Consider the following 20279-nt stretch of genomic DNA (forward strand, 5'->3'; position numbering starts at 1 on the left):
TCGCCGGAGTGGCCCTCGTGTGAGCGATCCGCTCGTCCTGACGCTGTCCTGCGCCGACCGGCCCGGCATCACCGCCAATGTCACCGGGTTCCTGTTCGAGCATGGCTGCAACATTCTCGAAGCGCGCCAGTTCAACGATCGCGAAAGCGACCGCTTTTTCATGCGGATCGCCTTCGATCCGCTGGAGGCCGACCCCGATGCCCTCAAGCGCGACTTTGCCGCCTATGCCGACCGCCTCGGCATGGACTGGAAGCTGGCGAAACGCGATCGCAGACGGCGGGTGCTGATCATGGTCAGCAGGTTCGACCATTGCCTCGCCGACCTGCTCTACCGCTGGCGTATCGGCGAATTACCGATCGAGCCCGTCGCGATAGTCTCCAACCATCCGCGCGAGGCGATCAGCCACACGCATATCGGCGAAGTGCCGTTCCATCACCTGCCGGTCACGCACGAGACCAAGCTCGATCAGGAGGCGCAGGTCCGCGCCATCGCCGAAGAGACCGACACAGAACTCGTCGTGCTTGCCCGCTACATGCAGATTCTCTCGGACGAGCAGGCAGCGCATTTTGCCGCGCGTTGCATCAACATCCACCACTCCTTCCTGCCGGGCTTCAAGGGGGCAAAACCCTATCACCAGGCGCATGCGCGGGGAGTGAAGATGATCGGTGCTACGGCACACTACGTGACCACCGATCTCGACGAAGGCCCCATCATCCACCAGGATGTCGAGCCGATCAGCCATGCCGACAGTCCCGAAGACCTGGTCCGCAAGGGCCGCGATATCGAAAGCCGGGTGCTGGCCGAAGCCGTGCGGATGCATGTCGAAGAGCGGGTGTTGATCAACGGTCAGCGCACGATCGTCTTTCGCAGCTAGTGCTCCCCAACGAGAGGCAGATCATGTGCAACGATCGGCTTCCCCGCATCTGTAACAAGCGCTGGTCGCGAGCGATTTCGCTGATATGGTAGCGAAATGATCAAACGCATCCTTCTACCCGCATTGCTCGCATGCCCGGCCATCGCGTCGGCCCATACATTCTGGCTTGCGCCGGAAAGCTACCAGATCGAGGTGGGCGAGATCGTCACGGTCGATTTCCAAGTCGGCGACGCAGCCGAGAATGGACCATGGGGCCTATATTGGGAGCGCGTAGTTTCGTTGCGCGATTACGGCCCGGACGGCATCAGCGATCATCAAGGTGCAATCCGCGAGACCGTGGGGGAAGAGGTTGGGCGAGCGGCGTTAGATCTAAACGAACCGGGCACACATGTTGTGGCTTTCGAAAGCAACCCGAGCGCAAGCGATCTCGATGCCGAGGCTTTCAACAGCTATGTTGACGAGGAAGGTCTTCACGCCGTCTCACGCTATCGCAATGCAACCGCTACCGTCGATCGACGCGGGACCGAGCTATACTCGAGGCGCTCCAAGGCGCTCATTCAAGTCGGCGACACACCGACGGACAACGTTACTCTCCCGATCGGCCAGACCTTGGAAATTGTCCCGCTGCAAAACCCCTATGCGCTGGGTGATGACCGTCGGCTAACAGTGCAGATTCTGTTTCGCGGCGCTCCGCTGACAGAAGGCACCCTTCATGTTGCCAATCTCGCAGGGTCGAAAGGGACGACCAAATATCCGACCGACGAAAATGGTATGGTCGAACTCACGATCCCCGAAGAAGGCCGCTGGTTGCTCGACGTCGTCTGGGCCGTACCTGCGCCGAATGAGGATCGTGCCGATTTTTTCACGGTCTTCTCCAGCCTGTCCTTCGGTTACGATTGACGCTGTTTGAGCGGACACCGAATAACGCTTAGCGCAGGCGGATATCGCGGAGTCCAACCGGCCAGTCTGGGGAGAGACACATGACCGATTATCCATTGCCCAATGCCTCCATGGACCTGAGCGGGCGCGTTGCGCTGGTGACAGGCGCATCATCGGGGTTGGGAGAGCGGTTTGCCCGGGTGCTGGCAAGCCAAGGGGCAGAGGTGGTGCTGGCGGCGCGGCGGATCGACCGGTTGGAAAAGCTCGCTGAAGAGATCGAAGCAGCAGGCGGCAAAGCGCTTACCGTGCAAATGGATGCGACCGATGCCGATGCGCTGGTCGCTGCTGTCGATGCCGGCGAACAGGCCTTTGGCACGATCGACATCCTCGTCAACAATGCCGGGATGCCCGACGCCCAGCGAGCTCACAAGATGAGCACCGAGCTGGTCGACCAGGTGCTGGGCGTAAATCTGCGTGGCCCTTGGTTGCTTTCCTGCGAGGTGGCGCGGCGGCTGATCGATGCCGGGAAGCCGGGCAATATCGTCAATATCAGCTCGGTTGCGCATTACCGCTACGACGGGGGCGGTGCGGCGCTTTACGCGGTGACCAAGACCGCGATCGCCCGCATGACCGAGGCGCTCAGCGTCGAGTGGGCCTATGCCGGGATCAACGTCAACGCGATCGCACCGGGGATGTTCGTTTCCGAGATGACCGACGGCATGTTCGAGCGGATCGGCGACCCGACCGAACATGTCGCGCGCAAGCGGATCCCAGTCCCGGCACAGATGGATTCGACGCTGCTTTACCTGGTCGCGCCCTCCAGCGAATGCGTCACCGGGGCCATTATCCGTATCGACGACGGGCAGAGCGCACGCGTATTGATGCGCGGATAGGAGAGTTTGCAATGTGCGACGAGCGTGATTTTGCCGAGTGGGACAGGAAGATTGCCGCCAAGGGACTAAGCCGCAGGGAATTCGGCGCGCTAACCGGGGCGGCTGCGCTCGCGGCGTGTGCGGGCGGTGAAACGGTCGCCGTCGAAGCCTCAATGGATGCCAGCGGACTGGTCGAGAACCGCGTCTTGATCGACACCGAAGATGGCGAGATGGACGCCTTCTTCGTGCATCCGAGCGCAGGCAAGTACCCCGCCGTCATCGTCTGGCCCGACATCGCCAGTCTGCGCGAATCCAAGCGCAATATCGCCCGGCGTTTGGCGGGGCAGGGCTATGCCGTGCTGGTCGCCAACCCCTATTATCGCGACGTGCCGGGCGACCGCTTCGAAAGCTCGGTCCAGTTCCGCGAAGCGGGCGGCTTCCAGCTTGTGCGGCCATGGCGCGAGAAACTCAGCAGCGATGCCGTGATGCGCGATGCCGATGCGCTGGTCAGCTGGCTCGACGGACGGGAAGCGGTCGATAGCGAGCGCGGGATCGGCACGCAGGGCTACTGCATGGGCGGTCCTTTCACCGTCTATACCGCGCATTCACGCCCGGACCGGGTCAAGGCGGCGGCGAGCTTTCACGGCGGCGGGCTGGTGCGCGAGGACGAAGACAGCCCGCACAAGATCCTCGAAGACGGCACCAGCTATCTTTTCGCCATCGCGCAAAATGATGATGAGCGCGATCCGGACGACAAGACGGCCTTGCGCGAAGCGGCCGAGGCAGCAGGCGTCGACGCCGAGGTCGAAGTCTATGCTGGCGACCACGGCTGGACCGTGCCGGACAATCCCGCTTACGTCGAAGGGCCTGCAGAAAAGGCGTGGAGCCGCTTGCTCGCACTTTACGAGGAAGCGCTTTAGTCCCCTAGCGCCTTGCCACCTGTGCCGGACGCTCGATAGCCTTGTCTTCGTTGGCGCGCTTGATCACGTATTCGCGGATCGCGTCGATTTCTTCCTCGCTGAGTGAATCCGCGAAGCTGACCATGCCATTGTCCTTGAGGATGCCTTGGTGGACGACGGCGAGCCAGGCCTGCTTGTTCGCGAGCGTTGCCGAGCGTCGCAGGTCGGGCAGGACGGTCGAGCCTACCGCCGCCGGGGCGTGGCAGACCGCGCAATAGCGAGCGTATTTTTCCTTGCCGAGCGCGATCACTTCCGCGCTGGCTCGGCTTGGCGGAGGGTCGAGCGGCAGGCGCGCCAGCTCGGGTTGCTCGGGCAATTCGCCCGTGCCGCCGATCTTGAACACCAGCAGGCGGCTGATGTTCTGGACCGGCCCCTGGTCGTTGACCAACTCGCCGTCGGCGGTGATGGCGTAGGCCCCGCCCCATCCGGCCAGCACGGCGACAAATTGCTCGCCATCGACGGTGTAGGTGATCGGCGGAGCGACGATGCCGGTCTGTGCCGGGAAGCCCCACAATTTCTCACCAGTCGACGCATCATAGGCCGCGAATTCGCTGCCCGAATTGCCCTGGAACACCAGGCCACCGCCGGTGGCGAGGATGCCGCCATTCCACGGCCCGGGAAATTCGACCGTCCAGCGCGCTTCCTGCGCGACCGGGTCCCACGCCATCAGCTTGCCTTTGACGGTGCCGTAGACCTGTTTGCGGATGCCCATGTCGGGCGGCAGATCGCCTGCGCCCAAATTGAAGCCGACATTGAAACCGCGCGCCGGGTCGGGCTTCCAGTCGGGCTCCGGATCGTAGATCGTCGCCGCTTCGAAGGCGGGAATATAGACCAGTCCTTCGCCCGGGTGGAACGCCATAGGGTGCCAGTTATGGCCGCCAAGGGGCCCCGGCATAACCAAAGCTGGTTCGCCGGTCTTGTCGATGCGTGCTTCGGCGACTTCGATCGGACGACCGTTCTCGTCGATCCCTTCGGCCCAGTTCTGCGGGATATATTCTTCCGCGCTGATGAATTCGCCGGTGGCCCGGTCGATGACGTAGAAGAAGCCGTTCTTGGGGGCCTGCATCAACACCTGGCGCTCGCGCCCGTCGATCTCGAGATCCGCGAGGATGATGTGCTGGGTCGCAGTGTAGTCCCAGGTTTCGCCCGGCGTCGTCTGGTAATGCCAGACATACTCGCCGGTGTCGGGACGGATCGCCACGATGCTGGAGAGATAGAGGTTGTCGCCTTCGCCCGTGCCGTCGGCGCCGGGGCTGCGATAGGCCCGGTTCCACGGGCTGCCGTTGCCGACGCCGATATAGAGCAGGTCGAGCTCCGGGTCGTAGGCCATCGAATCCCATACCGTGCCGCCGCCGCCGATGGCGTCGGAACTGGCAAGGACATCGGTGTTCCATGTCGCCGCTGCTTCCTGCAAATAGGCAGGCGAGCTCTCATCCTCGGTGCCTTCGGGGACGGTGTAGAAGCGCCACAGCTCCTCGCCGTCGGCGGCATCATAGGCCGCGATATAGCCGCGCACGCCAAATTCAGCCCCGCCATTGCCGATCAGCACCTTGCCGTCGATAATCCGCGGCGCGCCGGTGACGGTGTAGGCCTTGGACTGGTCGACGGTGACCTTTTCCCACGCGACCTCGCCGGTATCGCGGTCGAGCGCGACCAGCCGCCCGTCGAGCGTGCCGAGGTAGAGTTTGTCGTTCCACGCCGCGAGCCCGCGGTTGACGACATCGCAGCACGCCTTGACCGCCGTCTCGCCGGGTACTTGCGGATCGTATTCCCACAATGGCTCGCCCGTCGCGGCGTCGAAAGCCTTCACCTTGCTCCAGGCGGTGGTGAGGTAGAGCTTGCCGTCCATCACCAGCGGCGTCGCTTCTTGCCCGCGCGCGGTGTCCATGTCGGCATACCAGGCGAGGCCCAGCTCGCCGACCGTTTCCTGGTTGACCTGGCTCAGCGGGGAAAAGCGCTGTTCGGAATAGGTCCGGCCATGCGTGATCCAATTGGCGCTGTCGGCATCGGCATTCATCAGGCGGATATTGTCGATACCGCCTTCGACCATTTCCTCCCCGCTATTGCAGGCAGCGAGCGTGATCCCGCCCAGCGACAACACCGCGATCCCGGCCAGTGCCGTGGTCCATTTCCGCATGATACCCTCTCCCCAGAGACCGCGCGGGCTTGCCTGCCCGTTCCGGTTTTGATGTGCTACCGGTTCTGCCCAACCAGACCGCGCTTGTCCATGGGGGGAATCGCGCTAGTCTGGTGTTCTGGTCGTAGGGAGTTTGCTCACCATGGAATTCGTACTCATCGCCTTGTTGTTCTTGCTGATCGCATTCCTGCTGATGGGGGTGCGCGTGGTGAAGCAGGGTTTCGTCTATACGATCGAGCGGCTGGGCAAATTCACGATGGCGGCCGAACCGGGTCTGCACCTGATCATCCCGTTCATCGACCGGGTCGGGCACAAGATCAATATGATGGAACAGGTGCTCGATATTCCCGGGCAGGAGATCATCACCAAGGATAACGCCATGGTCGGCGTGGACGCGGTGGTGTTCTTCCAGGTTCTGGATGCGGGCAAGGCGGCCTACGAAGTTTCCGGCCTGCACAACGCCATTCTGGCGCTGACGACCACGAACCTGCGCACCGTGATGGGATCGATGGATCTCGACGAAACGCTGTCGAAGCGCGACGAGATCAATGCCCGCCTGCTCAGCGTGGTAGACCATGCGACTTCGCCCTGGGGAATCAAGATCACCCGCGTCGAGATCAAGGATATCCGCCCGCCGATGGATATCTCCGAAGCCATGGCGCGGCAGATGAAGGCCGAACGACTCAAGCGCGCCGAGATTCTCGAGGCGGAAGGGGATCGGGCGTCAAACATCCTGCGCGCCGAAGGCGACAAGCAAAGCGCCATTCTTAAAGCGGAGGGCAAGCGCGAGGCGGCTTTCCGCGATGCCGAGGCGCGCGAACGCGAAGCCGAAGCGGAAGCCAAGGCGACGCAATTGGTTTCGGATGCCATTGCCGGGTCGGGCAGCCAGGCAATCAACTATTTCGTCGCGCAGGAATACACCCGGGCCTTCGGGAAATTCGCGGACAGTCCCAATGCCAAGACCATCCTGTTCCCGATGGAGGCGACCCAGTTGATCGGTTCGCTCGGCGGCATTGGGGAACTGATCAAGGACGCGGTCGGCGGGCAGACCGTCGATGCAGGCACGCCGATCGACGCAAGCCGCCCCCGCAGCAGCGTACCGCGCTCGGGCAACAAGGGCTAGGCGATGTTCGACGGCATCGAACCCTATTGGGTATGGGTGATCATCGGGCTGGTGCTGGCCGCCCTCGAGATCCTCGTACCCGGCGTCTACCTCATCTGGCTGGCCGTGGCGGCGCTGCTCACCGGCCTGCTGACTTTCGTGTTCGATCCGGGCCTGCCGCTGCAGATCGTCAACTTCGTCTTCATCGCCCTGATCGCCGCTTTCAGCGCCAAGCGAATCCTGCGCGATCGCCCGATCGCCAGCGCCGATCCGCTGATGAACAAGCGCGGCGGACGGCTGGTCGGCGAGACGGCAATCGTGGTGCAGGCCTTCGAAGGCGGCACCGGCCGTATCCATATCGGCGACGGCGACTGGCTGGCCAAGGGCGTCGATCTCGAAATCGGCGAGCGTGTGCGCGTCACCGGCCATGAAGGCGCGATCCTGCTGGTCGAACCGATGAACCTGATCGAAAACACGCCGCGCGGCGAGAGCTGACGCGGCTGCGCGCTAGGTCGCCGAGCCGATATCCTCGGCGAAGCGACCTTTCTCGCGATAGGGCACCATCATCCGGTCGAGGAACAGGCCGAGCGGCCTGGGCTCGATCCCGAGCTGCTTGAATCCGCGCGCGTCCGCGGCGACGGTGCTACCCGCCTTGAGCATTTTCCACTGGTCGCTGCTCATCGGTGTCAGAGGCAGCGCGGCAAAGGTAGCGCTGGCGAAATCGGGCATCGGGATGAAGGCGCGGTTGCGTCGCTGCGCCTGCGCGATGCGCTCGTTCACTTCGAGCATGGTGAGCACCTCGGGACCGCCGAGCTCATAGATCTTGCCGCCATGCTTGCCGGGATCGGCGAGGCTCACCGCGATGGCTTCGGCGACATCGTCGACATGAACCAGCTGCAATTCGGCCTTGGGACCGAACACGGGCAGGGCAGGCATCATCTGGATCAGTCCGGCGAACATGTTGAGGAAATCGTCATCCGCGCCGAAGACGATCGACGGGCGCAGTATCGTCGCCTTCGGGAACGCTTCGAGGACCAGCTTCTCGCCCAGTCCCTTACCGATGCTGTAGTCGGTCTGCCCTTCCGGATCGGCGCCGATGGCTGAAACCTGTACCAGCGCCTCGACGCCCTGATCGGCGGCGACCTGCGCGATCTGACCAGCCGCCTTGCCCATCAGCGCGATCTGGTCACCTTCGAACGAGCCGACGAGATTGACCACCATGTCCGCGCCCTGGACGCAGGCGGAGACGCTGTCCTCTCGCAGGATATTGCAGCGCGCAAATTGCAGCTGGCCGAGATTGGCGAGCGGCTTGAGCTTGAAGGCCTTCTCCGGGTTCCGGCTGGCGATGCGCAGCCGCGCCCCGCGCTCGAGCAGCGCCTGGGCCACATGCGTGCCGAGAAACCCGCTGCCGCCGAAGACGGTGATCAGTTTGTCGGCAAGCGGGTCGGTGGCGGCCATTGGTCTGTCCTGCTGAAATGGGGTGGAAGCGAGGCAATCCCATGCAGCAACGGGCCGCATGCCGCAACTGTTCCGATGGGCGGTCCTGCCCGCAAGCATGACAGCGCCAATTAGCGTTGACACCGCTGGCGACTCCCCGTAGTGGCCCGCCCCTGTTCGCAGCCGATCCGAAACGCGGTCGGCTGATGGTGTGCCCAGATGGCGGAATTGGTAGACGCGCCGTCTTCAGGTGGCGGTGGGGGCAACCCCGTGGAGGTTCGAGTCCTCTTCTGGGCACCATTTGTTCTTCTCTTGTTCTCCCAGATAATCTATAAAACCCGCAGAAACCCTAGGGATTCCGCCCTTCGGTCGTTCCGGATCGTCCCGTTTGTTCTCGGGGGTTCCAGACATTTTTGCGGGCCTTTTGCGGGCCTTTGCGAAAACCACATTGGGAAAAGGCCCGCACATGCCTCTCACCGAAACTCGGCTCCGAGCCCTGAAGAAGAAAACCAAATCGTACAAGGTCGCCGACCAGCGAGGCCTCTATATCGAGGTCACGCCGGCAGGAAGTAAGCTGTGGCGTTTCCGCTATCGTATCGGCAAAGTTGAGAAGAAGCTTGCCATCGGCAGTTATCCGGAAATCAGTCTGAAGGAAGCGCGAGACGTGACCTTTGAGGCGCGCCAAGCTGTTGCCTCAGGTCGGGACCCTGCCTTTGAGAAACGCAAGCAGAAGATACGCGAGGAGTTTCTCTCCGCGCAGACCTTCGAGACGGTGGCCCGCGAATACATCGAGCAGATGATGGTTCAGAATGGCCGAGCTGAGGCCACGATCGTAAAGGCCAACTACTTTCTAGACCAGCTGGCACCGGCAATTGGAAACCGGCCCATTCATGAGATCGAGCCCTTTGAAGTCTTGGCTCCTCTCAAGCGGCTCGAGGCCACCGGGAAACACGAAACCGCGAAAAAGTGTCGTTCGTTCGCGGGCAGGGTCTTCAGGTATGGCGTTGCGACAACTCGCTGCAAATCCGATCCAACCAGCATGCTCAAAGGTGCACTGATAACGCCGAAGGCTACCCATTATGCGGCCATCCTGGAACCCAAGGAGCTCGGCGGTCTGCTACGGGCAATCGACGACTACACCGGCTACATGGTGACAAAGTTCGCATTGCAGATCGCGCCTCATGTCTTCGTACGACCTGGCGAACTCAGGCATGCCGAGTGGCGCGAGGTCGACCTTGTCGATGGTGTCTGGAAGATCCCCGCAGGAAAAATGAAGGCTCGCCGTGCGCACGCCGTCCCTCTTTCGAAACAGGTCATAAGCTATCTGACAGACTTAGCCGAGATGCTAGGCCATGAAGGCTATGTGTTTCCTTCGGCTCGGACTTCAAAGCGTCCTATGAGCGAGAACACCCTGAATGCCGCTTTTCGCCGAATGGGATACTCCAAGGATGAGGTCACCGCCCACGGTCTGCGAGCTACGGCCTCGACATTCCTCAACGAGTCAGGACTTTGGAACCCGGATGCCATCGAGCGTGCATTGGCGCACGGCGACAGCAATGCGGTGCGTGGTATTTACCACCGTGGTAAGCACTGGGATGAACGGGTGCGTATGGCTCAATGGTGGAGCGACTATCTTGATGAACTTCGCTCAGGAGGAAAGGTCATAGAGGCGAAGTTTGCCCGAGGCTAAATCGCGGCTGGGCCCCATTTGCAGATGGATCAAAGCAGTAAGGCTAGCGGTCGGGCTTCGTGCCTGGGAAATGACGTTGGCGAGTTCTGAAGGATCGCAATGATAACTAGGCGCGCCTGCAATCGAGGAGCTTTTATCCCGCAAAACGCGATTTTTGAAAAATGCGGGATAAATCGCGGATTGGAGCCCTGCGTCCTTCCTATGTTTAAACATTCTTGTTTTGCTAACGCTTGAAGCGCATATGCTCTCCCAGTATTCGATTTCGCAGGTTCAAGATGAGCAATCAAACTGCACAGGTTCTGACAACGGTGAACGCCCCCTACGGGGCGAACCATTCCGCTCATCAACTCGCTGCGCTTATCGCTGACCCATCGAGTGTGGCAACGTTTGACGCCAGCGTCTTCGCTTTCTTTTCGGAGGTGTCGCCAGCGGCCCAGAAGGCCTTTCTGGCTGAAATGAAGGTCAATGAAGATATGGCGAAAGCTGTCGCTAGCCAGTTTTCCAAGATGGCTGGGTACTCGCTGCCACTAGCAGCCTAAGAATGGGATATCGCTTCGACCGCAGCTGACACAACGGCCGCTCTTATTCGATTTGGCATCCAACATTACCGCAATCGTGACTGCCACTTGATTTAGGAAACGCAGGCAAACTCGATGCTGCTGTTGAGTGCAGCGCTGAGCGTCGAGGGCTCCCTTCACGCAGCCCCAATATCAGCCCATTCGAGAACAAGCTTGTCACCCTTCGCACGGGGCAAGGCCTTGCGTGGAATGAGCTTCCCGCGCACTTCGAAGTCCGACGTGATCTTGACTAGGAACACCATGCTGAAGTTCCGTTTGAGGTTCAGGGTAACCCGGTCATTGCTTTTGAATGGCGTGATTGTTTTGACCTCGACCAGATCATTGCCGAGCCGTCCGTCCGATCCTTGAGCATAGTTGCGGTGCAGCTTTATCCCATGCGTGATCGCCCCGTAGAGTTCTCCGATATCGCCATACACTTGAAGGTGCTTGCCTGTGTGAAGGTGGTAATCTTCAGCCGTGGCGATCAGGTTCTCGAATATCGAGACCAGAGACAGATCGGCATTGGGATACTTTGTCCGCCATTCCTTGTACTGGATTTGCTCGTTGATCTCGTCCCAGCTGATCCATTCGCCATCATCCCAGATGGCATTGTCCGGCCCAAGTTGCTGCATCCGCAATTCCGTTAACGTGTAAAGATTTTCGCGTTTTCTTTGCATGTCCGCATCAACGTGCAAAGCGAAAGCGCGTTTGCTTGCCATATCGCCTCGAGCTGCGATTCGCGCAAAAAGCAGGTCTCCCGTTGCGAGGGCTGTTACTACTCAGCCAAAGCAAGATCGGAGGCTCAATAGAATTCCCAGCAGAGACACTGATACGAGGACAGAAAATTCGATCCTGACACCCAGATTTCGAAGCCATCGCCGCACCGCTTCGAAACCTCAGTTCGCGGTACTTTTGCGCATAAGCTGATCGAAGCGGTCGCCGATCGCCTTCCAGGTTTCTACACCTGCTTCATCGCCCTCAAAGGTCAGCCGTTCCACTTGTTTTGCGATGTAGGCAGGCCCAGCATCGCCATGATTCTTCTCTACCCATAAAGCGGCAGCCCAACGTTCCTGATCGCGGTTCAGCACCATGGCTCACGTCTTCCGCTCCACGTCCTGGCCAACCCTTCGCTAACTAATTGATCGCCTAGTGACCGGCCATTTCGTGTCACGACACGCAATTTGCGACCGTACTGGTCCTCATCCCGGTTTCCGATGGTGCGAAGCTCAAATGGCCCGGCATTAAGCAAATCGACCAATCGGCGGGTCGCACGCATTCCAAGCTCGTACTCGTAGTCGCATCTGGGCTGGCCAATTTCTGGCGTGTCGATGTCAGCGATACGGATTTTGGTACCATCAAGCCAGAAAGTATCGCCATCGACCACACATGTTCTCCTGACTCTGCCGCATATAGCGAATTGTGGAGAGCTTGCTTGTTGGAACAACGCTTGGGCCTGCTGTTCAACCATTGCGGGTCGCGCGTCCCCGGCCGGCCAATTGAGCGCCAGCATCCCAGCTGCAACGACTATAGAGAATTCCCCCAAACTCAAGATGATCTCCTTGCCTAACTTCCTGCGCTTCTTTGCCTTGAACGCTTTACGAAAGTCGAGCGGGTCACTCGGTTCTTCACGCATCGGCATAGTCTGTTTTCAATACGATAAGCACCAGCAGATAATAATCTGAAATTACAAGAATTCGTCAATGGTATGCCCCGATCGTAGACCATCTGGATAGCACCGACCGGACATATTGCGGTGTCTCACCATTTCTGGGAATCCCGCCGGCACGCGATACGGCCCCAGGACCCGCGTTATAGGCAGCCAAGGCTAGGTGAATCGCTTCAAAGCGGTTCAGCATATCGCGCAAATAGCGCGCGCCGCCGTCGATCGAGGCGATAGGATCATGCCGGTTTCGCACCCCCAGTTCGCGCGCGGTAGCTGGCATGAGTTGCGCTAGTCCGGCAGCGCCGGCCGGACTAACCGCCATGGGATTGAAACGAGACTCGGCCCAGATCAAAGCGCGAAGCAAGTTCTTAGGCAAACCGTAACGCAGCTCAGCCTTCGCAATAGCCTCCATGTACAGCCCTTCTCTGTAGGAAATATTGGTCTTGCCTCGAGAACGAACCGCCGGAGCGTACTGTCTAGCCGCCTTAGATTCGCTCTCAGCCTTCGGTTGGTGGACCGCGTGTTCGAAGAGGACGAACTCCTGGGCTCTGACGGGAGGAAATGAGGTTGCGATCACGCCTGCAAGAGCGATCAGAAATCTCGTCAGTCGATTAGGGATAGTCATGTCGCCTGATGTCCTGTTGCTTCGAATCATAGAAGAACATAAAAAGAACATACCTCTGTAGGAAAGCGGCAATTGCCAGCCTTGGGGAGAGGAGAGGAGGCCAATCGAGGGGACCATCTCGCAAGCTAAGGAGCTCGCATGCCCCTACATGTTCGTACTCATTCTAGATCGTCTCTTGCCGAGACGGCTCGCCGCATTTGCGAAACGCGCGGAGGCAAATGGTCCGGCACCAAGGGCATGGCTCGCTGCCCAGCGCATGACGACCGCACGCCGTCACTTGGTGTGTCGCTCGGCCGACAGGCCATCCTCTTCCACTGTTTCGCGGGATGCGACCAGGAGAGCGTGCTGGCTGCTCTGGCGAGTGAAGGTATCGAGGCAACCTCGCTCTTTTCAGGTTCTGCGACCAACAGCGAGCCTGAACCGACTAGGACGCGCAAACCCTCGGCGGCAGCAGTGAGGATCTGGCGCGATGCACAGGCACTGCGTGGCAGTCAGGCCAAAGCCTACCTTGAAAGCCGCGGCATCCTTGCCGCGTCATCGGCGCTTCGGTTCCATCCACGAACGCCGCTGGGGCCGAAGGGACGCACCCGCTTTTTGCCGGCCATGATTGCGGCGGCCAGCCTCGACGAGGGGCCGATCGCCGTCCATCGCACTTTCCTTTCGGGCAATGCTAAGGCCGATTTCGACAAACCGAAGCGCGCGCTTGGTTCGCTCGGCGAAGCCGCTGTCCGCCTTTTTGCTCCGGTTTCAGGCAAGCTAGGCCTCGCCGAGGGCATCGAGAGCGCGATGTCGGCCTATGCTCTCACCGGCATTCCCGTTTGGGCGACCCTGGGCAATGAGCGCTTCGGCCTCGTCAGCGTGCCTGAGAGCGTGACCGAGCTTCATCTCTTCATCGATCATGATGCTGGCGGTGAGCTGGCCGCGTCGCGTGGGCTTGCCGCTTATGCCCGCGATGGACGGACGATCCAGGTTCGCAAGCCTTCCTCAAGCGACACCGACTGGAACGATGAACTGACAGCATGGCTGCGCCGCAAAGCGGCGCAATAGAGGAGAGATGGCTTCTCGAATTCCTGATCCGGCAGAGGGCGTGTCCCGATGCCCCCATCAGGAGGACGAATTGCCATGTTTCAATCAGACCTGTTTCCCGCCAGTGAGAAGTTGTCGTCAGTGCCGCTGGTCTACGCCATCGGTGCCAAGATTGCCGAACTTCTCGCCTCGGGACGCCATCTGACCCGTGCCGACATTTCCGGGCTGTTCACCGAAGAGAACGGAGCTCCGGAATGGGGAAGCGCTTGGACCATCGACGATTACAACAACGCGGTGGAAATCGGCGCACTGCTCTGGCTTCGCGAGTCTTCGCGCATCGATCTGGCGACGAGCGTGCACGAAGCCGAAGCGCGATTCGACTGGCTCGAAGCAGCCTTGCCTCCCCGGCATGTTCGCAGCGAAGCACAGATCGAGCTACAGCAGTTCTCAACGCCGCCGATGCTGGCTTGGCTGATGGCAAAGGCCGCAGCTGTTTCTGCGCGAGATACGCTCTTGGAACCGTCAGCCGGCAATGGCGCCGTTGCGCTCTGGGGCAGCGTCCAGAACGCTTCTTTGATCCTCAACGAAATCGAACCGGCAAGACGAGTCAGCCTGCGCCACATCTTCTCTGCAGCCACGATCACCGCGCATGACGGCGAACTGATCGCAGACCTCAATCGCGGCCCTGTTCCGTCGGCCGTGCTGATGAACCCGCCATTTGCCCGCAGCCAAGAACGCGGTAAGGACGGTGAGACCGCCATGCGTCACCTGCGCGGTGCGATCCGGGCCGCTGCCAATGGGGCGAGGATAATCGCCATCATGCCCGAAGGCTTCGATGCTGCCACTTTCACCAAAGAACAGGAAGAAGCGTCGCTCCTCCTCGATGTTCGCTTGCAGCAAATGTTTTGCCGGACAGGGACGGGGATCGCCGTTCGCCTGGTCGTGGTGGACAAGACGCAGACTACGTCCTTGCCTGCGATCACCGGAGATACTGCCGACCTGATTGAGCTCCACGAACTTGTCACTGCGCTTCCGCCAAGGGCGACGATGTCTGCCAGCCTCCATCGCCTGCCAGTCGGCAAGCGAGCGCGTCTAGTCGGCAAGACGTCGAAGCATCGCGCACCAGTGCGGCCATCGGCACCGTTCGCAGGGATTCCTGCAGCCACAGCAAATGCGATCGAACTGACCTATACTGGCCTCGCTGACCCCGCTCCGGTACCCGAACAGACAGGAATCTACCTCCCGTACCGGCCCAGCCGCATCGCGTTCGAGGGCGCACCAATCCATCCTACCCCGCTTGTGGAGTCGGTCGCCATGGGCTCGGTAGCGGCGCCTCAGCCCGACGTCATCCCGCGTCTCCCCGCAGATTGGCAGGCCGATGGACTCTTGTCCGAAGCACAATGCGAGACACTGGTTTACGCTGCCCAGGCATTCGCGCGCGACCTGCCGGGTCAATTCAAGGTCAGCCAGGAAGGCACCTCGCTTGAGCTTGCCAACGACGGCCACGCCTACCGCCAAGGCTTCTTCCTCGGCGACGGGACCGGAGCGGGCAAGGGACGACAGATCGCGGCGGTCATCATGGACCGCTGGCTCGCCGGCGAGCGTCGCCATATCTGGATCACCAAGAATGAGGCGCTCCTTGAAGATGCACACCGCGACTGGGAAGCGCTCGGCGGGCTGCCGCTCGATCTCCAGCCGCTCTCGCGCTGGAAGCTCGGCCACCCCGTAACGATGTCCGAAGGCATCCTCTTCGTCACTTATCCGACGCTGCGCTCGGGCCGCGCAGAGGATACGCGGCTCGACCAGATCCTCGCCTGGGCGGCTGAGGACTATGACGGCGTGATCGCCTTCGACGAAGCCCACGCCATGGCCAATGCACTCGGGGGCGCTTCAACCCGCGGCAAGATCAGGGGCTCCGAACAGGGCATGGCGGGTCTCAGGCTGCAGAACCATCTGCCGCGCGCTCGCGTTCTTTATGCGTCTGCAACGGGCGCTTCGGATATTGCCAACCTCGGCTACACCTCACGGCTTGGTCTGTGGGGACCCGAGACCGCTTTCCCGACCCACGAGGCGTTCATGACCGAAATCCGCGCCGGCGGCGTCGCGGCGATGGAGCTCGTTGCGCGCGACCTCAAGGCCCAAGGTCTCTACCTTGCCCGTGCGCTGTCCTTCGCCGGGGTCGAATACGAGATCCTCGAACACAGCCTGACCGAAGCGCAGGTCAAAATCTATAACGCCTATGCTGATGCCTGGGCGATTATTCACCGCAATTTGGAGGCCGCGCTCGAGGCAACCCGCGTGGTCGACGAGGACAGCGGCGACACGCTCAATCGCAACGCCAAGGCTGCGGCGCTCTCGATCTTCGAAGGCACTAAGCAGCGCTTCTTTGCCCAGCTTCTGCTTTCGATGAAACTGCCGAGCCTGATTCCGGCCATGGAAGCTGCGCTTGGCGAAGACCATTCGATCGTAGTGCAGCTGGTCTCGACCGCCGAGGCCATGCTCGACCGGCGCCTTGCCGACCTTACCGTGGAAGAACGCGAAGCGCTCGATATCGATCTGTCCCCACGTGAATACGTCATCGACTATCTTGCGAAGAGCTTTCCGGTGCGATTGATGCAGGTCTTTGCTGACGAGGACGGCAATCTTCGCTCCGAGGCGATGAGCGACGAGGAGGGCAATCCCGTTTTCTGCCCGCGCGCCATTGCTGCGCGCGATGCGCTGATCGAGCAACTCTGCGCACTGCCGCCCATCGCCACTGCGCTTGACGCGATTATCGAGCACTTCGGAACTGACGCCGTGGCAGAGGTCACAGGTCGGACCCGCAGGCTGGTTATCGGCCGCGATGGTCAGCAGCGCCTCGAACGGCGAAGCCCCAGCGCCAATGTCGCCGAAGCCCAAAGCTTCATGGAAGGGACCAAGCGCATCCTGGTCTTCTCGGATGCGGGCGGCACGGGGCGTTCCTATCATGCCGACTTGGGCGCCAGGAACCAGCAGCGCCGGGTTCACTTCCTGCTTGAACCGGGATGGCGCGCCGACAACGCCATCCAGGGTCTTGGTCGCACGAACCGCACCAATCAGGCCTCGGCTCCGCTGTTCCGCCCGGTCACCACAGATGTGAAGGGCGAGCGCCGATTCATCTCGACTATTGCGCGAAGGCTCGACGCTTTGGGCGCGCTTACGCGCGGCCAGCGCCAGACGGGCGGACAGAACCTGTTCGACCCGACAGACAATCTTGAAAGCGACTATGCGCGCGACGCGCTCAGCCGCTGGTTCCAGCTGCTCTATGACGGCAAACTGGAAGCCACCACCTTTGGCAACTTCGTCGAGCGCACCGGCCTCCGGCTCGAAAACCCCGATGGCGGGCTGACCGATAATCTCCCGACGATCCAGCGCTGGCTCAACCGCATCCTAGCGCTGCCGATTGCGCTCCAGAACGCCATATTCGACGAATATCTCGGCCTCGTCGAAGCGCGGATTGAAGCTGCGCGCGAGGCCGGAACGCTCGACCAGGGACTGGAAACCGTCAAGGTCGATCACTTTACGGTCCTCGCCGATGAGCTTTTACGCACCGATCCTGTGACTGGAGCGGAAACCCGTCTCGTCTCGCTCGAAGTGACGAGGCACCTTCGGCCTCTGCGCTTGCAGCGCCTGGTGCGGATGCACGAGATCGGCAGCCCGTACGCGATCCCGATGCGCAATGCGCGCTCGGGCAAGGTCGCGCTGTCGGTTCCTGCCCGGCGCCTCATTGCCGACGACGGGGCCGTAATCGAACGCCGGCGCCTGCTGCGCCCGCTCAAGTCCGCGAGCTGGACGCTTGAGGCACTCGCTGAAAGCCACTGGGAAGAAATGGGCGTCACTGCGTTCACAAGCGCCTGGCGGTCTGAGGAAGAGGAAGCGGCCGCTTCACCGGTGACCGAGCGCGTCCATCTCGCCACCGGACTGCTGCTTCCGGTCTGGAAGCGCCTGCCCGGCGATCATGTCCGCGTCACCCGGCTCGTTGCCGAGGACGGCCAGTCGATCATCGGCCGTGAAGTGCTCGAATTCGATCTCGCCGCGATCGCCGACACCTTTGGCCTCTCCGGGGTTACCGGCCCGACGCCAGACCAGATCGGAGGGCTTGTCATCGCAAGCGGGAAACCGCTGGGCCTCGCAAGCCATGATCCACTTACCGTGAAGCGCTCGCTGGTCGGCGGCGAACAGCGCCTTGAACTGATCGGGTTCTCTCCTGATCGGCTCGACTGGTACAAGGGTAAGGGCTGCTTTACCGAGATCATTCGCTACCGCACGCGGCTGTTCGTCCCTGTGTCGACTGCCTCGTCGGTCCTCCCCGCGCTTGCCGCCTGATCCCTCGGGCAGACCCCAATCTCAGAATGAGAGTGGAGGGAGCCCTTTGGGCTTGTGGGCCTCGTGATCCTCACCTGCGCCTTCATTCCATCAGGAGAACACCCATGATCCAGTCGATTCCCTTGAAAAAGCTTGTCCCGAGTCCGCGCAATGTTCGCAAGTCGAGCGACGTGCTGGCCGACCTCCAGCTGCGGGCAGACATTGCTGCGCGCGGCCTCCTGCAGAACCTCGTCGTGCGCAAAGGAAAGCGCGGCAAGTTCGAGGTCGAGGCCGGTGGTCGCCGTCTCGCCGCGCTGCAGGCGCTGGCCGAAGAGGGCACGCTACCAAAGGACCACCAGGTCACCTGCCTTGTCATCGAAGGCGAGGAAAGCGAAGTGCGTGAAGCCAGTCTTGCCGAGAACTTCCAGCGTCTCGCGATGAACCCCGCCGACGAGGCGCAGGCCTTCGCTTCCATCATCGAGGCGGGGGCTACCCCCGAAGACGTGGCGCGCCGCTTTGGCCTCACAGTCCGTTTCGTCGAAGGGCGCCTGCGTTTGGCAAGCCTCGCACCGTGCGTCTTTGAAGCGCTCGCTGAAGGCACGATCACGCTCGACATGGCCAAGGCCTACGGCGCGATTTCTGACGTGGAGCGGCAGGCTCATGTCTATTCCGAGCTGCAGGACGCCTGGTACCAGATCACGCCTGACACGATCCGCCGGATGGTGCTCGATGCCACGGTGCGAGGTTCCGATCCGCGAGCGGTTCTTGTCGGACGCGATGCCTACCTCGCTGCAGGAGGCCGGATCGAGCGCGAACTGTTCGACGATGATGCCAGCGAGAGCTGGATCGATGTCGCGCTTCTCGAAGACCTCGCGCACAAGGCCATGGAAGAAGCGGCTTCTAAGAGTGCACTCGAATATGGCCTTGCCTGGGTTCGGCCAACCCTTGGCAACTACGTCAGCCATGACCTTGTTGAAGGTCTCCGTCGCTTGCCCTGCGAGCCTGCACCAATGACCGAACAGGAAGCACAGGAATTTGGCGATCTCGAAGCCGACTACGACCGTATCGCTGCTGTGCTCGAAGACGAGGACAGCGACGAGGACGAGATCGCGAGCGCTGAGAAAAAGCTGGTCATCATTGATCGCGCAATGCGCGATCTCAATGACCGCCCCCCAGTGCTTGCCGAAGAGCTGAAAGCTGAGGCTGGCGCCTTCCTCGTACTCTCGCGCAATGGCGAACCGACACTGGTCCCGCAGTTCTATACCGAGACCGAGGTCATCGCTGACGAAGGCGTTGTCGAAGCCGTCGAGGACAGCGGAGCGGCAAAGTCCAAAGGGAATTCGCTGTCGCAGCGCCTTCTCGACGAGCTTGCTATGCAGCGCCGCGACATTCTGGCGATCCATCTCGCCAACGATCCGGCACTGGCGCTCGACTTCATGGTCTTCACGCTTGCGGATGCCGATGGGCATGACTGGCGCGCCAATAAGGCATCGACGCTCGTTGGATCGGTCGCATCCGGCCCGGTCAACGGGTTCGAGGCCAAGGATGCACCGGCGAGCGCTGCTCTGGCCGAGCTTGCCGGGTCGCTCGATGAAAGCTGGCGCTCGGGTGAAACCGACGTCGAACGGTTCGCCAAGTTTCGGGCGCTTTCTGACGAGGCGCGCTCGGCCTGGCTCGGCCACGTCGTCTCCCGCTCACTCGTTGCCAGTCTTGCTTGCGAAGGCGAACGCTCGGTGCCGCTGCACGAAGCGCTCGGCTCCCTCCTCGAAATCGAGACCGCGCATTGGTGGCGCCCCACGGCTGCAAACTACTTCGACCGCGTGGCAAAGGCTCGCACGCTCGAAGCGCTCGATGCTGCGGGTGGTCCCGAACTGGTCAGTCGCTACGCTGCATCGAAGAAGACTGAGCTTGCGAGCGCTGCCGAGCGTATCTTCACCGGCAACTTTATCGGTGAGGCTGACATCAAGGAGCGAGCACAGGCTTGGGTGCCTGCGATCATGCGGTTCGACGGCGCCGACGAAGTCGAACCGGTTGCGGCCGATGCCAATGAGCCGGTCAGCGACGAAGCGAGTGACGAAATTGCCGAGCAGGCTGCCTGACCCCTCCTGACAGGCCCAGGTCACTCGGCGGGCGGT

Annotated in this window: 17 protein-coding genes and 1 tRNA gene; 12 read left to right on the top strand and 6 right to left on the bottom strand. The window is 61.3% G+C overall.

Going from position 1 to position 20279, the window contains the following annotated elements:
• Positions 1–19: 19 nt before the first annotated feature.
• From purU to EL2594_RS14335, 4 genes are all read left to right on the top strand, one after another.
• Positions 20–874 (top strand): formyltetrahydrofolate deformylase, encoded by an 855-nt coding sequence (gene purU / locus EL2594_RS14320; protein ID WP_011415824.1) that lies wholly within the window; start codon positions 20–22, stop codon positions 872–874.
• Positions 875–970: 96 nt separating this feature from the next.
• Positions 971–1774, top strand: coding sequence for a DUF4198 domain-containing protein (locus EL2594_RS14325; protein ID WP_011415825.1), 804 nt, complete (start codon positions 971–973; stop codon positions 1772–1774).
• Positions 1775–1854: 80 nt separating this feature from the next.
• Positions 1855–2646 carry an SDR family NAD(P)-dependent oxidoreductase gene (locus EL2594_RS14330; RefSeq protein WP_011415826.1) on the top strand — a complete coding sequence of 264 codons (792 nt, stop codon included), beginning with the start codon at positions 1855–1857 and terminating at the stop codon, positions 2644–2646.
• Positions 2647–2657: 11 nt separating this feature from the next.
• Positions 2658–3545 (top strand): dienelactone hydrolase family protein, encoded by an 888-nt coding sequence (locus tag EL2594_RS14335; protein ID WP_011415827.1) that lies wholly within the window; start codon positions 2658–2660, stop codon positions 3543–3545.
• Positions 3546–3549: 4 nt separating this feature from the next.
• On the opposite strand, the gene EL2594_RS14340 is transcribed toward EL2594_RS14335, so the two are convergent.
• Complete coding sequence (locus tag EL2594_RS14340) at positions 3550–5721, bottom strand: PQQ-dependent dehydrogenase, methanol/ethanol family (protein ID WP_011415828.1); 2172 nt, start codon at positions 5719–5721, stop codon at positions 3550–3552.
• A 142-nt stretch (positions 5722–5863) separates the two neighbouring features.
• Between EL2594_RS14340 and EL2594_RS14345 the strand changes: the two genes are divergently transcribed.
• Both EL2594_RS14345 and EL2594_RS14350 read left to right on the top strand, forming a co-directional pair.
• On the top strand, positions 5864–6844 hold the full coding sequence (locus tag EL2594_RS14345; protein ID WP_011415829.1) for an SPFH domain-containing protein: 981 nt from the start codon (positions 5864–5866) through the stop codon (positions 6842–6844).
• A gap of 3 nt (positions 6845–6847) precedes the next feature.
• Positions 6848–7318: an NfeD family protein gene (locus EL2594_RS14350; protein ID WP_011415830.1), complete on the top strand. Its 471-nt coding sequence runs from the start codon at positions 6848–6850 to the stop codon at positions 7316–7318.
• A gap of 12 nt (positions 7319–7330) precedes the next feature.
• On the opposite strand, the gene EL2594_RS14355 is transcribed toward EL2594_RS14350, so the two are convergent.
• Positions 7331–8281, bottom strand: a complete 951-nt coding sequence (locus tag EL2594_RS14355; protein WP_011415831.1) for a complex I NDUFA9 subunit family protein — start codon at positions 8279–8281, stop codon at positions 7331–7333.
• Positions 8282–8473: 192 nt separating this feature from the next.
• Between EL2594_RS14355 and EL2594_RS14360 the strand changes: the two genes are divergently transcribed.
• The 3 genes from EL2594_RS14360 to EL2594_RS14370 all read left to right on the top strand — a co-directional run bounded on the left by EL2594_RS14360 (position 8474) and on the right by EL2594_RS14370 (position 10489).
• Positions 8474–8560 (top strand) — tRNA-Leu (locus tag EL2594_RS14360).
• A 166-nt stretch (positions 8561–8726) separates the two neighbouring features.
• Positions 8727–9950 (top strand): tyrosine-type recombinase/integrase, encoded by a 1224-nt coding sequence (locus EL2594_RS14365; protein ID WP_011415832.1) that lies wholly within the window; start codon positions 8727–8729, stop codon positions 9948–9950.
• 275 nt (positions 9951–10225) lie between these two features.
• Positions 10226–10489, top strand: a complete 264-nt coding sequence (locus EL2594_RS14370) for a hypothetical protein (protein WP_011415833.1) — start codon at positions 10226–10228, stop codon at positions 10487–10489.
• Between the two features lie 155 nt (positions 10490–10644).
• Here EL2594_RS14370 and EL2594_RS14375 read toward each other — a convergent pair whose 3' ends face one another.
• The 4 genes from EL2594_RS14375 to EL2594_RS14390 all read right to left on the bottom strand — a co-directional run bounded on the left by EL2594_RS14375 (position 10645) and on the right by EL2594_RS14390 (position 12795).
• Entirely contained in the window at positions 10645–11226 is a 582-nt protein-coding gene (locus tag EL2594_RS14375) for a hypothetical protein (protein ID WP_011415834.1), read from the bottom strand.
• A 177-nt stretch (positions 11227–11403) separates the two neighbouring features.
• Positions 11404–11598 carry a DUF6961 family protein gene (locus EL2594_RS14380; protein ID WP_011415835.1) on the bottom strand — a complete coding sequence of 65 codons (195 nt, stop codon included), beginning with the start codon at positions 11596–11598 and terminating at the stop codon, positions 11404–11406.
• A complete protein-coding gene (locus EL2594_RS14385; RefSeq protein WP_011415836.1) occupies positions 11589–12146 on the bottom strand; it encodes a thermonuclease family protein in 558 nt (185 codons plus the stop codon). The genes EL2594_RS14380 and EL2594_RS14385 overlap by 10 nt, the downstream gene beginning before the upstream one ends.
• Before the next feature lie 58 nt (positions 12147–12204).
• Positions 12205–12795, bottom strand: a complete 591-nt coding sequence (locus EL2594_RS14390) for a lytic transglycosylase domain-containing protein (RefSeq protein WP_011415837.1) — start codon at positions 12793–12795, stop codon at positions 12205–12207.
• Positions 12796–13032: 237 nt separating this feature from the next.
• Between EL2594_RS14390 and EL2594_RS15210 the strand changes: the two genes are divergently transcribed.
• The 3 genes from EL2594_RS15210 to EL2594_RS14405 all read left to right on the top strand — a co-directional run bounded on the left by EL2594_RS15210 (position 13033) and on the right by EL2594_RS14405 (position 20243).
• Positions 13033–13842: a DUF7146 domain-containing protein gene (locus EL2594_RS15210; RefSeq protein WP_324603020.1), complete on the top strand. Its 810-nt coding sequence runs from the start codon at positions 13033–13035 to the stop codon at positions 13840–13842.
• A gap of 75 nt (positions 13843–13917) precedes the next feature.
• Complete coding sequence (locus EL2594_RS14400) at positions 13918–18165, top strand: strawberry notch family protein (protein ID WP_041685396.1); 4248 nt, start codon at positions 13918–13920, stop codon at positions 18163–18165.
• A gap of 104 nt (positions 18166–18269) precedes the next feature.
• On the top strand, positions 18270–20243 hold the full coding sequence (locus tag EL2594_RS14405) for a ParB/RepB/Spo0J family partition protein (protein ID WP_011415840.1): 1974 nt from the start codon (positions 18270–18272) through the stop codon (positions 20241–20243).
• Positions 20244–20279 lie beyond the last annotated feature (36 nt).

This window comes from Erythrobacter litoralis HTCC2594, from assembly GCF_000013005.1.
In the GTDB taxonomy this organism is placed as follows: domain Bacteria; phylum Pseudomonadota; class Alphaproteobacteria; order Sphingomonadales; family Sphingomonadaceae; genus Parerythrobacter; species Parerythrobacter litoralis_A.

Bases quoted from the DNA above. Each gene is read 5' to 3' on its own strand.
- EL2594_RS14325 (WP_011415825.1), top strand. From the start codon at position 971: ATGATCAAACGCATCCTTCTACCCGCATTGCTCGCATGCCCGGCCATC.
- EL2594_RS14330 (WP_011415826.1), top strand. From the start codon at position 1,855: ATGACCGATTATCCATTGCCCAATGCCTCCATGGACCTGAGCGGGCGC.
- EL2594_RS14335 (WP_011415827.1), top strand. From the start codon at position 2,658: ATGTGCGACGAGCGTGATTTTGCCGAGTGGGACAGGAAGATTGCCGCC.
- EL2594_RS14340 (WP_011415828.1), bottom strand. From the start codon at position 5,721: ATGCGGAAATGGACCACGGCACTGGCCGGGATCGCGGTGTTGTCGCTG.
- EL2594_RS14345 (WP_011415829.1), top strand. From the start codon at position 5,864: ATGGAATTCGTACTCATCGCCTTGTTGTTCTTGCTGATCGCATTCCTG.
- EL2594_RS14350 (WP_011415830.1), top strand. From the start codon at position 6,848: ATGTTCGACGGCATCGAACCCTATTGGGTATGGGTGATCATCGGGCTG.
- EL2594_RS14355 (WP_011415831.1), bottom strand. From the start codon at position 8,281: ATGGCCGCCACCGACCCGCTTGCCGACAAACTGATCACCGTCTTCGGC.
- EL2594_RS14365 (WP_011415832.1), top strand. From the start codon at position 8,727: ATGCCTCTCACCGAAACTCGGCTCCGAGCCCTGAAGAAGAAAACCAAA.
- EL2594_RS14370 (WP_011415833.1), top strand. From the start codon at position 10,226: ATGAGCAATCAAACTGCACAGGTTCTGACAACGGTGAACGCCCCCTAC.
- EL2594_RS14375 (WP_011415834.1), bottom strand. From the start codon at position 11,226: ATGGCAAGCAAACGCGCTTTCGCTTTGCACGTTGATGCGGACATGCAA.
- EL2594_RS14380 (WP_011415835.1), bottom strand. From the start codon at position 11,598: ATGGTGCTGAACCGCGATCAGGAACGTTGGGCTGCCGCTTTATGGGTA.
- EL2594_RS14385 (WP_011415836.1), bottom strand. From the start codon at position 12,146: ATGCCGATGCGTGAAGAACCGAGTGACCCGCTCGACTTTCGTAAAGCG.
- EL2594_RS14390 (WP_011415837.1), bottom strand. From the start codon at position 12,795: ATGACTATCCCTAATCGACTGACGAGATTTCTGATCGCTCTTGCAGGC.
- EL2594_RS15210 (WP_324603020.1), top strand. From the start codon at position 13,033: ATGGCTCGCTGCCCAGCGCATGACGACCGCACGCCGTCACTTGGTGTG.
- EL2594_RS14400 (WP_041685396.1), top strand. From the start codon at position 13,918: ATGTTTCAATCAGACCTGTTTCCCGCCAGTGAGAAGTTGTCGTCAGTG.
- EL2594_RS14405 (WP_011415840.1), top strand. From the start codon at position 18,270: ATGATCCAGTCGATTCCCTTGAAAAAGCTTGTCCCGAGTCCGCGCAAT.